At 29.9% G+C, this 18,537-nt stretch carries 18 protein-coding genes; 1 reads left to right on the forward strand and 17 read right to left on the reverse strand.

Features of this window, described 5'->3' with window-relative positions:
* Positions 1-14: 14 nt before the first annotated feature.
* The 5 genes from TVTCOM_RS11985 to TVTCOM_RS12005 form a co-directional block, all read right to left on the reverse strand.
* Positions 15-1,235: an FAD-binding protein gene (locus TVTCOM_RS11985; protein WP_434796511.1), complete on the reverse strand. Its 1,221-nt coding sequence runs from the start codon at positions 1,233-1,235 to the stop codon at positions 15-17.
* A 15-nt stretch (positions 1,236-1,250) separates the two neighbouring features.
* A complete protein-coding gene (locus tag TVTCOM_RS11990) occupies positions 1,251-2,039 on the reverse strand; it encodes an electron transfer flavoprotein subunit beta/FixA family protein (RefSeq protein ID WP_434796512.1) in 789 nt (262 codons plus the stop codon).
* Between the two features lie 16 nt (positions 2,040-2,055).
* A complete protein-coding gene (larA, locus tag TVTCOM_RS11995; protein ID WP_434796513.1) occupies positions 2,056-3,330 on the reverse strand; it encodes a nickel-dependent lactate racemase in 1,275 nt (424 codons plus the stop codon).
* Between the two features lie 19 nt (positions 3,331-3,349).
* Positions 3,350-4,912 (reverse strand): L-lactate permease, encoded by a 1,563-nt coding sequence (locus TVTCOM_RS12000; RefSeq protein WP_434796514.1) that lies wholly within the window; start codon positions 4,910-4,912, stop codon positions 3,350-3,352.
* A 154-nt stretch (positions 4,913-5,066) separates the two neighbouring features.
* Complete coding sequence (locus tag TVTCOM_RS12005; RefSeq protein WP_434796515.1) at positions 5,067-5,771, reverse strand: FadR/GntR family transcriptional regulator; 705 nt, start codon at positions 5,769-5,771, stop codon at positions 5,067-5,069.
* 254 nt (positions 5,772-6,025) lie between these two features.
* On the opposite strand from TVTCOM_RS12005, the gene rd reads away from it, so the two are divergent.
* The gene (rd, locus tag TVTCOM_RS12010) at positions 6,026-6,187 is read left to right on the forward strand and encodes a rubredoxin (RefSeq protein WP_434796516.1); all 162 of its coding nucleotides are present in this window, start codon (positions 6,026-6,028) and stop codon (positions 6,185-6,187) included.
* A gap of 97 nt (positions 6,188-6,284) precedes the next feature.
* Here rd and TVTCOM_RS12015 read toward each other — a convergent pair whose 3' ends face one another.
* From TVTCOM_RS12015 to TVTCOM_RS12070, 12 genes are all read right to left on the reverse strand, one after another.
* On the reverse strand, positions 6,285-7,130 hold the full coding sequence (locus tag TVTCOM_RS12015; protein ID WP_434796517.1) for a PhnE/PtxC family ABC transporter permease: 846 nt from the start codon (positions 7,128-7,130) through the stop codon (positions 6,285-6,287).
* The gene (locus TVTCOM_RS12020; protein WP_434796518.1) at positions 7,127-7,918 is read right to left on the reverse strand and encodes a PhnE/PtxC family ABC transporter permease; all 792 of its coding nucleotides are present in this window, start codon (positions 7,916-7,918) and stop codon (positions 7,127-7,129) included. The genes TVTCOM_RS12015 and TVTCOM_RS12020 overlap by 4 nt, the downstream gene beginning before the upstream one ends.
* 12 nt (positions 7,919-7,930) lie before the next feature.
* Positions 7,931-8,662, reverse strand: a complete 732-nt coding sequence (locus tag TVTCOM_RS12025; RefSeq protein WP_434796519.1) for a phosphonate ABC transporter ATP-binding protein — start codon at positions 8,660-8,662, stop codon at positions 7,931-7,933.
* Between the two features lie 18 nt (positions 8,663-8,680).
* Complete coding sequence (locus TVTCOM_RS12030) at positions 8,681-9,619, reverse strand: putative selenate ABC transporter substrate-binding protein (protein WP_434796520.1); 939 nt, start codon at positions 9,617-9,619, stop codon at positions 8,681-8,683.
* Between the two features lie 244 nt (positions 9,620-9,863).
* On the reverse strand, positions 9,864-11,285 hold the full coding sequence (gene ltrA / locus TVTCOM_RS12035; RefSeq protein ID WP_434796521.1) for a group II intron reverse transcriptase/maturase: 1,422 nt from the start codon (positions 11,283-11,285) through the stop codon (positions 9,864-9,866).
* A gap of 451 nt (positions 11,286-11,736) precedes the next feature.
* A complete protein-coding gene (locus tag TVTCOM_RS12040; protein ID WP_434796522.1) occupies positions 11,737-12,426 on the reverse strand; it encodes a radical SAM protein in 690 nt (229 codons plus the stop codon).
* Positions 12,419-12,997: an ECF transporter S component gene (locus TVTCOM_RS12045; protein WP_434796523.1), complete on the reverse strand. Its 579-nt coding sequence runs from the start codon at positions 12,995-12,997 to the stop codon at positions 12,419-12,421. Before TVTCOM_RS12045 ends, TVTCOM_RS12040 begins: the two co-directional genes overlap by 8 nt.
* A gap of 1 nt (position 12,998) precedes the next feature.
* Positions 12,999-13,964 (reverse strand): nucleoside hydrolase, encoded by a 966-nt coding sequence (locus TVTCOM_RS12050; RefSeq protein ID WP_434796524.1) that lies wholly within the window; start codon positions 13,962-13,964, stop codon positions 12,999-13,001.
* A 305-nt stretch (positions 13,965-14,269) separates the two neighbouring features.
* Positions 14,270-14,692 (reverse strand): cytidine deaminase, encoded by a 423-nt coding sequence (locus TVTCOM_RS12055; protein WP_434796525.1) that lies wholly within the window; start codon positions 14,690-14,692, stop codon positions 14,270-14,272.
* Positions 14,693-14,872: 180 nt separating this feature from the next.
* Entirely contained in the window at positions 14,873-16,090 is a 1,218-nt protein-coding gene (locus TVTCOM_RS12060; protein ID WP_434796526.1) for a glycosyltransferase family 4 protein, read from the reverse strand.
* A gap of 14 nt (positions 16,091-16,104) precedes the next feature.
* Complete coding sequence (locus TVTCOM_RS12065; protein ID WP_434796527.1) at positions 16,105-16,962, reverse strand: hypothetical protein; 858 nt, start codon at positions 16,960-16,962, stop codon at positions 16,105-16,107.
* A 142-nt stretch (positions 16,963-17,104) separates the two neighbouring features.
* The gene (locus TVTCOM_RS12070) at positions 17,105-18,535 is read right to left on the reverse strand and encodes an ATP-binding protein (RefSeq protein WP_434796528.1); all 1,431 of its coding nucleotides are present in this window, start codon (positions 18,533-18,535) and stop codon (positions 17,105-17,107) included.
* Between the last annotated feature and the right edge of the window lie 2 nt (positions 18,536-18,537).

Genomic DNA, 18,537 nt, shown 5'->3' on the forward strand with positions numbered 1-18,537 from the left:
CCCCTCCTACTATTTTAAGATAGTGCAAACTCAGCTTGTGAATTATTATTTTTTTTAATGTTTTCTATCTTTTCAATTAACATTGGTATTATTTCATAAATATCACCTATTAATGCTAAGTGAGCCACGTCAAATATAGGGGCATTTTCATCTTGATTAATGGCAATTATATAATCAGAACCTTTCATTCCTGCAACAAATTGAACTGCTCCAGATACACCACAAGTTATTATAAGTTTTGGTTTTACAGTTCTACCACTAAGTCCTATTTGTTTTCTAGGATCTATCCATCCTGATTCAATAGTAGGTCTAGTACCTGCCAATTGACCGCCTAAAAGATACGCTAATTTTTCTGCCATTTTTATATCTTCAGCTTTTTTAAATGCTCTACTAACAACAACTACAACTTCTGCATCTTCAATACCTATCACTTTATTTTTTACTTTTGTTTCAATTACTTTTATATTAGATATTAAATTATCTTTCTCTATCTCACAAATTGTAATCTTTCCACTAGGATTTTCAACTTTCTCAGGTGCTGAGAATATTTTATATCTTACAGTAGCAAATTGCGGTCTGTGATTTGGAGTATTTATATGTGCCATTATATTACCACCAAAAGCAGGTCTTATTTGATCCAAATCTGTATTTTCTTGAATGTCTAAAATTGTGCAATCAGCAGTAAGTCCTGTTCTAAATCTTGCAGCAAGTCTTGGAGCTAAAGACCTACCTATAGTTGTTCCACCAAATAACATTATTGTAGGTTTTATATTTGATATATAACTTTCAACTGCTGCAGCATATGGTTCTATTCTAAATTTATCTAACTCTTCATTATCATAAACAAATACTTCATCAACACCATAAGAAAGTAGTAGGTCACATTTGTCTTTTATGTTACTTCCTACAAATACACAGTAAACTGGATGATTTATTTTTTCTGCCAATTCTCTTGCTTTTCCTATTAGTTCATAAGTTACTGGATGAATTTCTCCATCTGAGTGTTCCACATATACTGTTATACCTTTCCACTCATCTTTATTTATTGCTACTACCTCATCTTCTTCAAATTCAAAAGCACCTTCTGGTCCTTTTTTTACACATACTTTACACATTTTACAAGCTGCATTTATTTCAACTTTTCCATCTACTTCTTCTAATGCTCCAAATGGACAAAGTTCTAAAACTTCTTTTATATTAGTAATTTTCCCAGAATTTACAATCATTTTAGCCATTTTAATTTCTCCCTTCTATAATATTTTCAAGTCTACTATTTTATTAAATAAAGCCTCTGTAAGCTCCTCACCACTTCCCCTTAATACGTTTTTATCTGTATTTGGAGTAGGTGGGAATATTCTTTTTACTTGAGTAGGCGAACCATTTAACCCATAATGATTTTCATCTTTATCTTCAAAATCATTTAGAGTAAACATTGGTATTTCTCTATTTTTAGTAGACATTTTTAATTTAAAAGAAGGTAATCTTGGTTGGAATATATCTTTTTCCACAGTTATTAAACATGGATAAGTTATTTCACACACTTCCATAGAAGTTGGTAAATCTATTTCTACAACTATAGAATTTTCTTTTACTTCTATTATTTCAGTTACATTTGTCACATGAGGTATATTTAAAAACTCAGCAATTTCTGATCCAACTTGAGCTGTATCACCATCTGTAGTTTGTTTTCCACATATGATTAAATCTGGATTTGATATTTTTTTAATTCCTTGAGATAAAGTATAAGAAGTTGCAAGTACGTCAGCTCCACCAAATTTTCTATCACTGATTATTGCTCCCTCATCAACTCCCATAGAAAAACTTTCTTTTATTACTGTCTTTGCTTGAGGTGGTCCCATGGTTATTGCTTTTATAGTTGCATTATTTTCTTTTTTAATTCTTAACGCAGTTTCTAAGGCAAATAAATCGTAAGGATTCATCTTTGAATCTACTCCATCTCTTTTTAAAACACCAGTTACTGGATCAACTTCAACTTGTGTTGTTCCTGGAACTTGTTTAACACATACTAAAATTTCCATTATTCTTCCTCCTTAACTATTTAACAATTACAGATACGCCATCTGGAATGACAACTACCTTAGCATCTTCACCTTTAATCTCATAAGCTAAATTTAAAGCTTCATCAAAATTATAAGCATGTTTCATATGCATACTTGTAATCATTTTAGGATCACATTCATCAGTAACAATTATTACAGTGAATTTATCTAAAATCCTTGCTAATATTTGAAATTCCCATTGATCAGGAACAGTATCTTCTTTCTTAACATTTCTCACATTTTCTAATATTTCTTTTGGTGAAGATGCATTAGCCACATTATCATAGAAAGACTGACCACCATGGCCATCATTGCAAGCTGCTACCATTATTATTACTCCACCCTCTTTACAAGTAGCTTCAGCTGCTGTCATCCCCTTTACTGATTGATAAATATTTTGATCTAGAGGATATCCGCCATTTGTACTTACAACTATATCAGCTGGAATTTTATTTATTTTTGATAAATTAGTTACGAATTCACAACCTTCTTCATGTGCTTTATCTACATCTCCAGCAAAAGATGCTATAACCTTTTTATCCTTATCTATAGCCACATTAACTATAAAAGCAAGCTTTGCAGTTTTCGCGGCATATACCATATCTTCATGTATTGGATTATTATTTAATATTCCTGTTCTTGAATTATTACTGTCTATAAATTCGCTACAATGGTTATACATTATAGTTTTTGAAGATGCTACACCAGGAAGTACACTTTTTCTTCCACCTGAAAATCCCGCAAAAAAATGTGGTTCTATAAATCCTTCTGCAACAAGCAAGTCTGCCTTAGCAGCTAATTTATTTATATAAAAATCTCCACCAGAAGGAAGTACACCCATTTTTATCATGTCTTCGTCATTTGTAGATTTATGAATTACAATTTCTTCTTTTTCTACTATTTCTTCACCTAATTTAAATATTAATTCTTCTTTTGTGCTAGGTCTATGAAATCCTGTAGCAACTAATATTTTAATTTTTGCATTTGGATTTCCTTTTCTAATTCTTTCTAAAATTTGTGGCATTATTACACGACTTGGTACTGGTCTAGTATGGTCACTTGTTATAATAACAATATTTTCTTTACCTTTTGCTAACTCTTCTAATCTTGATGCTCCAATTGGATTGTCTAAAGAATTTTTTACAATTTCACTTTCACTTTTTGTAACAATAAAATCATGTGATTTAGAAACTAAAATAGCTTCTAAATTCTTATCTTCTATTTCTAAATTCATACCTTGTTTTGAATAAGGTACTTTTATAATTGTCATAATACTTTCCCCCTTAAAATTAAAGTCCAAGTATAGGTAAGAACCTACCAAAATATACTATTAAACCAAGTATGATTACATATCCTAAACAATACTTAACTGTGGAACTAAAAATCTTTCCTTCTTGACCAATTAGTCCTGTTGCAGAAGTGGCAATTGCTATACTTTGCGGTGAAATCATTTTCCCAGCTGTAGCACCAGCCGTATTTGCTGCAGCAATCCAATAAGGATCTATTGATAAAGACTTAGCTGCTTCCACTTGTAATCCTCCAAATAAAATATTGGCTGAAGTATCACTACCAGTAACAAATGTTCCTATAGCTCCAAGAAGTGGTGAAATTAAAGGATAAAAACTTCCTGTTATTGCACAAAGTCCAAAGGATATGGAACTAGTCATACCACTATGTGACATAATTTTTGATATGGCAACTATAGATATTATAGTAATAAATGATGTTTTCAATTGTATTACTGTATTCTTAAAAACCTTTGCCATATATACAAATTTTAGTTTTTGAATAAATCCTGCAATAACTGTTGCAATTATAATCATCATACCAGGTGTATTTATCCAAGAAAAACCTGTTGTAGAAGTAGAATCACCGCTGTATATGTGGATATTACTACTAAATTGTCCTACAAATGAATTTAAACTAGGAACTAAAGGACTTGTTATTAATATTAATGTACAAAGAAGAATATAAGGTAGCCAAGCTAAAATTCCTTCTTTAGCTGATACTTTCTTTACTATTACTTCAGTATCCTCATCTGTAGTTAAATCCTCTGGTTTTTCTTCATTTTTATTCATAATTTTTGCCATAATAATTGTACATATTATGGAGCAAATACTTCCTATAAGTGCTGGCAGTTCAGCACCTAAATATTTTGCTATAAAAATTTGAGGAATGGCAAAAGATACACCAGACACTAAGGTAATTAAAAAAACACCTTTCACTGCTTTTATATTTCTTTCTGTTAAGATGACTAATAAAAATGGAATTAACATTATAAAACCTGCAAGTTGTAATGATGTGATAAAACTTAGTTGAATAACATCTAGATTGGTAACTGTTGCTAGTGTTGTAACGGGTATTCCTATTGCTCCAAATGCAGTAGGAACAGTATTGGATATTAAACATATAACTGCTGCAAAAATAGGATTAAAGCCAATAGATGCTAGAATACTTGCTGGTATGGCAACAGCTGTCCCATATCCTGCTACAGCTTCAAGAAATCCTCCAAATCCCCAAGCTAAAATTAAAACTTGGATTCTATTATCAGTAGTTATACTAGATAACATAGTTTTCATAACATCCATTGTTTTAGTTTCACAAGCAAGATTATAAGTAAATAATGCTGCAACTATTACTAAAAGTATTGGCCAAAGTGCAATGGCCATGCCCTCTATCGAGGCTGTTACTCCGTCAATAACAGGCATTTTCCAAAATATTATTGCAATTAGTAAACTTAGAAACGCAGTAAAAAAACATGTCTTATGTGCTGGCAATTTTAGTACACCTAAAGATACTATAAGCCAAACTATAGGAACTAAAGCAATAAGAAACAAAACATATTCATTCATTAATATATTCCCCCTTGTTTATACTGGTCATTCCAAAGGTGGTCAGTGGTATTACCACTTATCTATCTAAAGTTTATTCTAAATTTTTCCAAAAAACAATAATAGTCTGAAATTTAACAATATTTTTTATATTTGTATACTTTATTTTAAGACATTATTTGTCAAAATTCTCTTCAATGTACCTCATATGGGCTTCCATTGCTTTTAAAGCTTTTTCTTCATTTTTTTTAATTATTCCATTACAAATTTCATAGTGCTGACTTAATAAAAATTTATCAGCCATATCATTTTGAATAATTTCATACCTGGCATCCTCAATAAATCTTTCAAATAACATGGATGCTGTATTAAATAAGCTTTCTATTAAACAGTTTTTGCTCATAGATGCAACCTTATTATGAAATCTTTTGTCTAACTCAACTAAAATTTCATTTCTATTTTCGCCTTTACTTTCTGCTTCCATTTCTTTCACTATAGTAAGCAATTCTCTACAATCCATATCCGTTGCTCTAATAGCAGCAAGCCTAGCATTTTCTACTTCTAAAACTTTTCTAAGTTCAAAAATATCTTGATACTTACCATTATTTAATTTAAACATCATGGATAAAGGTTGTAGTAATGATTTTTCAGTATTTGAACAAATAAAATTTCCCTCTCCATGAATACTTTCTACTACTCCCATACTTTCCAATACTCTTAACGCTTCTCTAATAGACGTCCTACTTATATTCATAAGTTCTGATAATTCTCTTTCTGACGGCAGTCTATCACCTTTTTTTAAGTCCCCATCAATTATATTTTTTTGTATTTGTTCAATTACTTCCTCGTAAACTTTTTTGTTTGATATACTGTTAAACATAAAATTCCCCCTACTATATGCTATTTTGTCATAATTAAATTATATATTATTTTTTAGAAAAATGAAAATAAGTAAGTATAAAAAATTGTCATCTTATTAAGAATATTGTTGTTTTATTTAAATATTAATTTAATAATATTAGTAAAAAGTATTTTGTATACTTACATTAATAGTGTGGATTTTTCTATAATTATCCATTATTATGGGTAATAATACATCAAATATGTTTATGGTTAAATAAAGGAGGATAAATTATGAAAAAGTATATTTGTGATATTTGTGATTATGTTTATGATCCAGAAGTAGGCGATCCTGATCATGGAATAAACCCTGGAACTTCATTTGAAGATTTACCAGATGATTGGGAATGCCCTTTATGTGGTGTTGGCAAAGACGAATTTTCTGAAACTGAATAATTAAAAATTAATTACAAAAAGAGTATATCAATTTTGATATACTCTTTTTGTAATTCTACTTTATTTTATATAAGACCTTATATTTTATACGTAATTTTTAATTACTACTCAACTTCCTTAATTTTGCAGATGTAATATCTGTTACATACACAACGAGAAGGTAACAGATAATTACCAATGTGACTCCTGTATAATCTAACGCAGACATCTTTAATTTAAAATATAATCCTAATCCACCTGCACCTACTGCACCTACCGTAATTGTAGATCTTACAATTACTTCAAAACGATAGAGCATATAATACAAAAATTTTTCAATACACGATGGTATCACTCCATATATTAACATTTGAGCTCCACTGGCACCACATCTGTACAAACTCTGAATCGGCTTAATATTAATATCTTCTATTACTTCCGCGCAAAGACGCCCCAAAATTCCAAAGTTGTGTAGCGCTAGTGCTAATGCACCAGGCAAAATACCTGCTCGAATAAAAAATATAAATATCATTCCCCAAACAAGCTCTGGAACAGACCTCGTAATAATATATATAAAACGTATTATATAGAATATGCCTTTACCATACCATGTTTTTTTTACTGTTAACTTTCCATCAGAGAAATTTGATGCTGCTGGAATTACTGTAATTAAGGTTCCTATTGCTGCCAATCCTGTAGCTAAAACACTCATTGCAATCGTATCATAGCATAGCAACAATACCTCTTTCCATCGTTGTACATCTGTATAAGCAATCTTTTTTGCACCCTTACCAAACATTTTTTCAATGAATCCCTTAAGAAACTCCATATTACGTTGATTAAATACATCAAACAGATCATCATTGTTTATAATTAAATATCCCCATGAGGCAATAATAATTGAAACAAATATTATAATAGAAGTAGATATATATCTTGATTTGTTTGTTCTAAATTTACTCATGACATAATCCTCTTTCTCAACTCATTACTCCATAAATCAATTACTACAACCATTAAAATTAATGCTATAACATTTAACCATACAAGATTAAATTTCATATCTCTTAAAGCAATTTGTATCTGATAACCAATTCCTCCTAAGCCTACAAAACTCATAATTGTAGATGAACGTAAACAACATTCATAGTTCGCTATTGTAAAACTAACTAACTCAGGAAATGCTTGTGGCAAAATACCATATATAATAGTCTGAGCTTTAGTTGCACCACTTTTTCTTAATGAATTTAAAGCATTTAATGGTATACTATTAAAATTATTACAATAATTAATTGCCAGTAATCCTCCATATGGAATAGCAAGAGCAAATACACCTGCCAAAGGCGTTAACCCAATTGCTGCTACAAATAGCCATGCCCAGATTAATTCATGAATTCCACGAAGTAACCCTATGAATCCTCGAAAGAAAATTTTGATGAAACTCCCAATCCTTCCATTGAGTATTAAATCTGATGACAATAAACCAAAGACAAGTCCAATTATTATTGATAATCCCATTGATGCTGATGCATAAACCACTGTCAAAAGAAGCGCATTTGCACATGTTAATAAAGATTCTTTTGTTATTTCCATCTCAAAGATAGATAATAATAAACGTTTCATAAGCACTAAACCACCTGAATGAATTAATTCGTCTTTAGGTGGAAGAATACTTAGACTCCAAACAAAAGAACCTATTAATATAGCCACCAGCAGGATGTGCTGAGCATTTCTTTTTCTATAACTACTCATATGCATCCTCCATTATTTATAAAGTTCCTTTAATTTTTCCTCATCAATATCTGAAGTAGAGGAATCTATATATATTTTACCCTCTTTTAACCCTATAATCCTGTCAAAAAATCTTAGTGCATAATCTACAGAATGAAGACTACTCACTAATGTAATATTATATTCACTAGTTAAATTAATTAACATTGAAATCACAGATTCTGAAAGTGCAGGATCCAAAGATGCTATAGGTTCATCTGCAAGGATAATTTGTGGGTGTTGTACTAATAATCTAGCAAGAGCAACACGCTGTTGCTCTCCACCAGAAAGGTTTGCTGTTTTATCATACATTTTATCTAAAAGTTCTACTCTTTTGAGAACTTTTTCAGCAATAGGTTTATCCATAGGATAAAATAAAGATATCAGACTCTTTATAAAACTCCAATCAGACAGTCTACCAGCCAATACATTATTAATAACGCTCAATTCATTAACTAGATCAAATCTTTGAGTCATAATTCCCAATTTTTTTGCTAGCATTTTGTTATTGTATGTTATTACTTCTTTTTCATCAATAAATACATGACCAGAATCAGGAGTTATTGTATTTGTAATAATATTAAACAATGTTGTTTTCCCTGTTCCACTAGATCCAATCAATGCAACTGTCTCACCTTTATGAATTGTGAGTGATACATCATTTAAAACTACCTTTTTTCCATAGCGTTTGCTCACATTATCAATTCTGATAATCTCTTTTCCCATATTATTCACCTAAAAATATTAATTTGTTACTTGAAGTAAATTTAAACTTTTTGCAACAGATTCAAGTTTATCATATGCACTTGCATCTGCAGCTTCAATCCATTCCTTAGTTTGATAAAAATCTAATGCTGTAGTTGCATTATCATTATTACCATAGTCCTCATTCATTTTCTTAAAGGCTTCAATAATTTTATCTCTTGTGCCTTCACCATAAATATCATCTACAGATGTAGGAGCATTAAGCGTCCATCCATAATCGTAGTATTCTGGTGTAGTATAGAACACTTCAACCTTATCTGTATCAACAGTACCTTCTTTTAAGGCTTTGTTCCAAACCGTAATATTCAGTACACCTGTTTCATAACTTCCTGATTCTACTAATTGAATTGTAGTATCATGAGACCCTGAATAATTTGGATCTCCCTTAAGATCCTTATTAACGTCAAATCCTTCTTCTTTCATGAAATATCTTGGCATCAAGTGACCAGATGTAGAACTTTCTGAACCAAATGTAAAAGTTCTGCCTTTTAAATCCATAACAGATTCAACGTCACCAGCAACATCTTTATTTTTAATAAACACTGACTGGAAAGACTGATCAACTAGTCTTTGAATAATCATTTCAGAATTAGGCACAATATTTCTTGCCTGAACATATGTCAATCCACCAAACCACGCTAATTGAATATCTCCACGTTGAAATCCTTCAACAAGAGAGGCATAATCAACAGTAGGTACAAACTCAACTTCAAAACCTAAATAATCACTTAAATATGTAGCAAGCGCATCATTTCCTTTTTCTAATTGCGCAGTGTCTTGGTCTGGAATTGCTCCAATCTTAAGTGTTGGTAAATCCTTATTTTTAGCTGTATCTTCACTAGAACTTCCACAACCTGTCAATGCTAATATTGAAACCATTGTTATACATAAAATAATTGATAATAATTTTTTTTTCATTTCCCTATCTCCTTTGATGATATTTTTCCCTTTCATAAAAAATATCATGTAATCATTTTCAAGTCCAATAGATTATTTCTATAAGTTTGGAAGTATTATAGAAATAATCTATACGAGTCCTATCATTTTTAGCCTCTCACAATAGCAAAAAACTTAGGACTATAAATCGAGTAGGAGCTAAATAATTATTTTATTTAGCGTCCTCTCACACCACCGTGCGTACCGTTCGGTACACGGCGGTTCATTAAGTTCCATGCACTTTTAAATATCTCTTGGAAATACTCATATATCCTATTTCTTCTAGGTATTTATTTGTAAGTGTTTTTGATAGGATTGGGCTACCGGATATTCTCCAGTAGCCTTTTCTTTTATTTGAATATTGGTAGGCCTTATATTTATCCATTCCAAGTTTAACAAGATTCTTACACTTCGTCCTTGGTAATTTCCATTGTTTCCAGATACATGCTCTAAGTCTTCGCCTAATCCATTTTTCAATATTTTGTATATTGCCTTTAGCTTTCGCTATGCCAAAGTAATTAATCCAACCTATCATAAGTTGATTAAGTTTCAACATTCTCCATCCCATATCTATTCCTTTATTTCTATTTGTAATTTCTATTACTTTAGATTTTAGTTTATTATATGAGCTTTCATGTATCCTTATTTGGGCGCCGCCCTTTGTAAAATAGAATGAAAATCCTAGAAATTTTCTGCGACTAACTAAGTCAACGGCACTTTTCTTTTCATTTATTTTAAGTTTTAATTCATTTTCAATTAATTTCTTAATACTGTTTAAAACTCTTAACCCTGCTTTTCTACTTTTAACGTAGATATTACAGTCATCTGCGAATCTACAGAATTTATGACCTCTTCTTTCTAATTCTTTATCAACCTCATCAAGCATTATATTTGATAGAAGCGGACTTAATGGTCCTCCTTGGGGAGTTCCTTCTTCATTTGATACGATAACTCCATTTAACATTATTCCACTTTTAAGATATTTCCTTATTAAGTCTAATACTCTTTTATCTTTAATTTGTCTTGATAATCTATCAATTAAAATGTCATGATTTACTTTATCAAAGAATTTCTCTAAATCCATATCTACTACCCATTTATATCCTTCATTTATATATTCTAAGGATTTCTTTATTGCTTGATGCTGACTTCTGTTTGGTCTAAAACCATAACTACTATTAGAGAAAATTGGTTCATATACAAATGTCAACGCTTGTGCTATTGCTTGTTGTATCATTCTATCTACTACTGTTGGAATTCCAAGCATCCTAGTCCCACCGTTAGGTTTAGGTATTTCTACCCTTCTAACAGGTGATGGTTTGTATGTTCCATCTAATAATTTAGATTTCATTGTAGTCCAGTGTATTTTGCAATAGTCTTGAAGTTCATCAGTCTTTTTTCCATCGACACCATGGCTACCCTTATTCTTTATTACTCTTTGCATAGCACTATACATATTATCTTTTGCTAAGATTTTATCGAGTAAATTATTAGTAGATATTTTTGCACGGTTCTCTATTTCTACCTTCGGTAATACCGAAGCTACGCTATGCACTCCATGTTTATTTCCAGTTTCCAACTTTACTTCCACACGGTAGCCTGAATATTCAGTTGTCTGCACTTTATTCACGTTCTTCAATTTATCCAAAGTTGAAAACCTCCTTAATGTTCAGTCCTTCCTATTGATTGCGCAGTCAATAGTACTATGACGTCTGCTGACTTCTGATAGTTCAATTACATATCACTATGTAGGTTATCATCTAGGAAGTTCATCCTCTATTAATGATATATCTATCAGACCTCCCCAGGTAAGAGCAACAACCTTCATCTCATATATCTGCTACATTTACTATTAGAAATTTTGGATAGTGTTGGACTTTGTCTTGTTACGCAAACTCGTCCGTTTCCAATAGCCTCATATGTAGTTCGTGTTCCTCAGACCAAGACTTTGCCGTAGGCTTCCTTCAGATTCCACCTCACGATGGACACCCTTGCCATTAGCTAGCGGTTCCCACTATCAAGCCCGCAACGGACTTTCACCGTCAAGTTGTTGCCCATGCTGGGCACACGTAAAAAAGCAGTCCCAAAGGGACTACTTCTTAATCTCCTACTCCAAAATCTGTATTGTTAAACAAAATCTCTATATTAGGATTATCTATTAAAAACTTATATTTTTCACTAAACCAAGCAACTAATTTTTCATCCCTTTTTACTTTAGATGAATTATTAATAAAAACATTAACTGTTGCATGTTCAAAATACTTTTGTACAATTTCCATATCTTTATCAATCATTTCTTTAGTTTGACCTTTTATACCTACCATAATACAGGGAGAATCAAAATATTTTTTCAACTCTTCAACTGTCTCAAATTTTGCATTTTTATTAAGATATCCATTTCTAAAGTCATTGTCAAAAGTCTCCACGCCTATCTTAAAGGTTATTGGTATTTCAAAGAAATCTCTCATTTGTTGAATTTTATTTTTGTATATCCAATGACTTTCTAAAAATAATCTTTCAATTTTCTTTTCTTTGATTATTTCCTTTATTTTAAGTAAAGTATCCTTAGGAATTTCAAAGCAACTACCCGAATTTATTACTTCCAATACTTTATATTTACCAGTAATATTTTCTAGTACTTCAAAATTTAGTTTATTTATCTCTTCTTCATTCTTAGAGTTATCTAATATATAATCACAAAAGTTGCATTTTCCCCATTTGCATGGAAACGCTTTAAGTAGTACTATTTCACGCTGATTTTTATTTATTACTTCACTATATCTATCCATGTTGTTCATTCACCTTCTGTTTAAATGATAATTTATAACTTTTAGGTAAAGCTGCTATACCTAAAGCTACTAAAACTACAGCTAAGAATTTATCTGCATAATCTGTACATACTTGAGTTATAAATACACTAACTATCATTGGTACATTAAAATGACTTAATATTTGTACTATATAAGAAGAACCAGAAGATGTGACTCCTCCAAATAAAAATGCTGCTATTACTGCACTTATAATACTTGTTGGTAAAGTAAATATAAATACTCCAAATGGTGTTTTCTTACCACTCAAAAATCCTTTTTCATACATTAATCCTGCTAAAAGTCCTGTACTAATTTGTACTGGTGCAAAATACAATGAATATGAATCAAAAGTCATACCACTTATTAAACTACCACATACTCCAGTCATAACTGCAAATTTAGGTCCTAATAAACAAGCTACTAATATTGTTCCTATGGAGTCTAAATAAATAGGTAGTCTTAATGTTAAAGCTATCAATGCTCCTATTATATTTAAAGAAATCCCCATTGCCATCAAAGTTAAATTTCTTGTGTTCATACTCTTATTCATTTTATATTACCCCCTGGATTTTATCTATTTCATTTTCATATTCTTTAAATATTCTTTTTAAGAACATTTTCATAAAAGCTTTTTCATCTACTTCTGTTAAAACATAAGCATTTGCTTCATTTTTGTAAAAGTTAAATGAGTCTACTATAGATTGACCCATAGCCACTCCTTCATGAACAACTTCTACATAAGAATTAAAGCCTTTACATAAATTTCTATCAATGAAATATGCAACCGCAAGAGGATCATTAATTACACATCCTATTATGTGCTCTTGTTCCCAATGGAAATCTATATAAAATCTTGTTATTTCACTTATAAATTTTGATTTTTCCTTATCAAGTCTATTTATAAACTCAATAATATTTGGTGTTAGAACTATTTTCCTAGTTACATCTAGGCCTACCATATGAATTTTTTTAGGTAAGTTTTTGTAAACATAATCAGCTGCATGAGGATCTACCCAATAATTAAACTCTGCAACTGGTGAACAGTTTCCATGTATCCTAAAGGCTCCACCCATAGATACAAATTCGTCTAAGTTATTGAAAACTTCTTGATTCTTCATTAAAGCTTTTGCAATATTAGTCATTGGACCTAAAGCTATTATAGATACTTTTTCATTATTTTTTAAGGTATCAATAATAAAGTCTACTCCACCATCTAATATTTCTTTGTTTACATCTTCATAGAAATTCTCTCCTATACCATCTTCTCCATGAGTATCTTGTGCCGTTACAAGATTTCTTTTCAGTGGTAATCTTTCTCCCACATAAACTGGTATATCTAGTCTTTTCGATATTTGAAGTGCTTTTGAAGCATTTTTCGCTCCTATATCTGCTGGTACGTTACCACTACAGATTGTAAGTCCTACAACTTCTAACTCCTCGGAATTTAAAGCTAGAAGTATTGCCAGGCAGTCGTCTATACCCGGGTCACAATCAATTATTACTTTTCTTTTTTCCATATTTTATCTCCTCCTAATCTTTCTAAAGGAGATCCTATACGCTTTTTTGCACAAAAAAGCCGTATCTAAGGATTAACTTAAATACTGCCACTAAATAAGCTAACCTAGTTTTTTATACTTGGAGGATCTCGAACAAGTCCTAGGAAATTCCTAGAGTTTTTAATATTATATTTTAATACGACCAATATTATAACATAAAAAAAGAAAGGTATAAACCCTTCTTTTAGTTATGTTAAATTTTAAGCAACGAATTTCCCTACAGCAAAGAAAAGGTATATCATCGTCGCCATAAACAATAAAATTATTTATTTTAAATTTGCTGGTCCAAATCCCAATGGTAATATTTCTTCCAGTGTATATTCTATATAATCATCAAGATTATTTCTATCTTTTGCTAAGTAAATTTTAAATTCTTTTGGTTTACAAAATTCCATCATTACCTGTCTGCATACTCCACATGGTGAACAATATTCCCCTGATTCACCTACTTTGCCACCTACTATAGCAATGGCATCAAACTCTTTTTGTCCCTCTGATACTGCTTTAAAGAAAGCTGTTCTTTCAGCACAATTTGTTGGAGTATAAGATGCATTTTCAATGTTGCAACCTTGATATATTTTTCCATTTTTGCCAAGTAAAGCTGCCCCAACATTAAAATTAGAATATGGTGCATAGCTCATCTCTTGTGCTTCAAAGGCATTTTTTATTAATAATTGTATATTATTCATAAATTTTCAATATCCCTTCCAATTTAATACTTTAATATATTTGATTTAATATATTTGATATATACATACAAATATATAAAGGATAATTATTATAACATCTATAAATGAAAAAGTATATATCTTTTTAAAATTTATTTATAACTATTATCTACTAATTATAATATATATAATACAATCATTTTATACGATTAATTTTATGATTTTATCTATCTTTTTGCCAAGACCATCCCAAGTTTTATTTGTCATATTTATCTCAGGTCTTTTTTCATCTTTTCTAATTACATTTATTAGTTTTTCCATATTTTCTGCAATATTTTCTTCAAACTTAGGTAAATCATCTTTTAAAGGAGTCGTGCAATTTATCATTCTAGGCATTTGCAAATATAATATGTTATCAGAACTATTTATTTCTTCCCCAATAAAATCTTCCAACCCATTAATTTTACTAACTATTACTTTACATCCACATGATAAAGCTTCTAGTACAACAATTGGAAGTCCTTCATAAAATGAGGGCAATATAAAGATATGACTTTTGTTAAATAACTCCGATAATTCTATATGATTTAATCTTCCATTAAAATTAACTTTATACCTAGTTTTTTTTGATAGCGCTATTATTTTATCAATCTCTTCTTTATCACTTCCACTACCTGCTATATTTACTACGATATCTCCTTTATTATAATTTAGAAGATTAAGACTATTTAACAAAGACTTTATCCCTTTGCTCTCACAAATTTTGCCTGCATAAGTTATATTAATTTCTTCACCTGCTTTGTAATTTTTGTTGTAAAAAATTTTGTCGTCATAGCCACTGCCTATAACTGTAACCTTGTCATCTTCTAAATTAAAAATCTTAATTATTTCTTCTTTTTGCACATTATGTAAAGCAAAAAAATAATCCAGCTTATTTATATTTGAAATAATATAGTCTTTTTCTAAATTTATATTTTTCAATTGTCTAAGACAAGTTCCATGACAAATCCCCACTACTTTAATATCTTTTACTTTTTCTCTTACGAAACTTGTAATTAGATATAAATGATTACATATAATAATATCTGGTTTAAAGTCCTTTATTGTTGTATTTAAAATACTTAAAAACTCTTCTTTAATTTTATTTATCATATCTTCAGTAAGATCTTTATATTTTGTACTTTCATAGGGCATAATATCACTCATACCTATTACTGGAAAAGGTAATTTAGGAGTATTATAAGTCATTGGATAAAACTTTATCTTATCATTAAGATAAAGTTTTTCATCTTTTATATCAATACCTGCTATTATACCTTGATCATGGCCTATTTTATGTAAACTTTCAATTACTCCATTCATATATACACCACTACCTGTGCTATTTGGTTTTTGAGCTGTAATATGTAATATTCTCATATCATCCATCCTTTTTATTTTTTTGTAATATGTAAGTAGACGCAGGATGAATCATCACTTTCTTTAAATCTTGGAAATATCATACCATTATTATCTTTTTTTTCCAATTCCCTAATTTTCTCATTAATATATTCAATACCTTTGCTCTTCCCTACTTCTATCATTTCATTTTCTTCAAAAATATTATATCTATCCCAGGCACAAGAAAATCCATCGCTACTCATCATAATTTTGACTTCATCTTCTATATCAATATAACCATGTATAGATTTTTCAACAGCATCCTTATTAAATTCTAATATCCAATACCCTTTGTCACTATTCTTCTTAAGTCTGTTTTCAATTATAAAAGGAAGTAAAATATCCTTTTTTTCTAATATAGTTAAATTACTGCTTTTATTAAGCTTTTCCATCTTTAAAAATACTTTTTCATCAAGTTTGCAGACGCGTTCATCTTTGATCTTTATATTTTCATCTAATTTATTTAATAATAAAGTACAATCTCCAAAAATAATATACTCCAGTTTATCCTTATAAAATTTTATTATTATTGCAGAGGCTGAAGGTAAATCTAGATTTTCAATTTTTAGCTCATTTAATTTTAATAAATACTCTTTTTTTATATTTTCTAATCCCTCTAGTACTATTTCTTTTAATGAAATATCTTTACTTACATTTTCTTGTAAGTATTGATTCCACCAAGATACGTACCACTTGGCATCGCTTTCTTTAGATATTAAGTTTTTATTATTCAGGCCTGTAGCTCCATCTAATACCCACGCACCTTTTTTACATAATCCAACCATATCTTCATTATAAATTCCACTACCTTTATCACAAAGTAGCTCAAATTCCTTAATATCTATTTCCATAGTTTCCTCCAAATTAAGATATAAATATTTATCTGTAAATATTATTGTATAGTAAATATAAATTATTACAACCATTTCTTAGTAAGCAAAGTTTACTACTCTTAAAAAAAGCTGCATCACCAGTTAGTGATACAACTTTTTATTATATAGATTCAATAATTTTATTTTTTAATGTGAAAGTTATGTTTGTACCAACACCTTTTTCACTATCTATTATCATTTTACCACCATGTAATTTTACTATTTCATTACTTATAGCAAGACCAAGTCCACTACCTGATTTATTGTAATCTTCTTGGAAAAACTTATCTAAAACTTTAGTTAAGTTTTCTTTATTAATACCCACACCATTATCTGTAACAGTAAATGTAGTAAATTCTTCTCCTTGTGATACAACTACAACAACATATCCACCCTCTGCAGTAAACTTGATGGCATTTTGAACCAAGTTGATTAAAACTTGTCTAAGTCTATTTTTATCGCCTTGAATATCAAAAATTTCTTCTGTTTTAAATTCTGTAAGAAGTGTAATATTTTTTTCATTTGCCTTAACAGCCAACTGAGTTACTACACCTTTTGCCAGTTTAGTTACATCTACCATATCGATTTGAAGTCTTATTCTGTCTGAAGATAGACGAGAGAAATCTAGTAAATCTTCTACTAACGAGATCATTCTTTCTGTTTCATCTTGTATTATTCCAAGACCTAAATCCAGTTCTTCTTTACCAATTCCCTCATAAGCTAAAGTTTCACTCCATCCTTTTATTGATGTTAAAGGTGTTCTAAGCTCATGAGATACAGAGGATATAAACTCTTCTTTTAGTTTTCTACTTTTATCAATTTCCACAGCCATATGCTCAAAAGTCCTAACAAGATCTCCGATTTCATCATCATGTAATTGCTCTTTTTTCAATTTGATATTGTAATTTCCTTGAGCTAATTCATTGGCAAACTGTTTTAAGTTTTTAATTGGTTTAATTAAAGACTCTGCAAATCTTAAGCTAAGTAAGAATGCAATAATTAAGATAATCACACCTGCAACAATAAAAAAGAAAACAAGCTTAATTATGGTATCATCAATATTTCTTAACGATAAGCTATACCTAACAACGCCCTCTATTTGGTTATTAAGTTTAAGTGGAACAGATATACTCATAACATGTTCATTTGTTCCTACAATATTATATGTATATGGTGTTAAATTACTACTTCCTTTTAATGCCTTATTTACATCTTCGTATTCATACTTTTCATTAGTTTTTATTCCATATCTATCTAATATTACATTTTTATTTTTATCTATAAACTCAATAGAAAAATTTGTATTACTATTTACTTTTCCTTTTTCGAAAATATTGGAAACTTTATTTTCAAAACTAGTAGACTCCATTCCTACACCATCATATATATCCATAGTGTAGTTTGCTTGAGAAATTAAAGATTGTTTAGCAGAGTTGTAATAGAAGTTTTGAAGATAAAACATAAATAGCCCTTCAAATAATGCTACTGTTATAATTATCATTATAAAATAATACTTTATGACTCTTTTTCTCAGACCTTCTAAATGTAGCACCT

Origin of the sequence: Terrisporobacter vanillatitrophus, assembly GCF_051148895.1 — a bacterium.
Classification (GTDB): Bacteria; Bacillota; Clostridia; order Peptostreptococcales; family Peptostreptococcaceae; genus Terrisporobacter; species Terrisporobacter vanillatitrophus.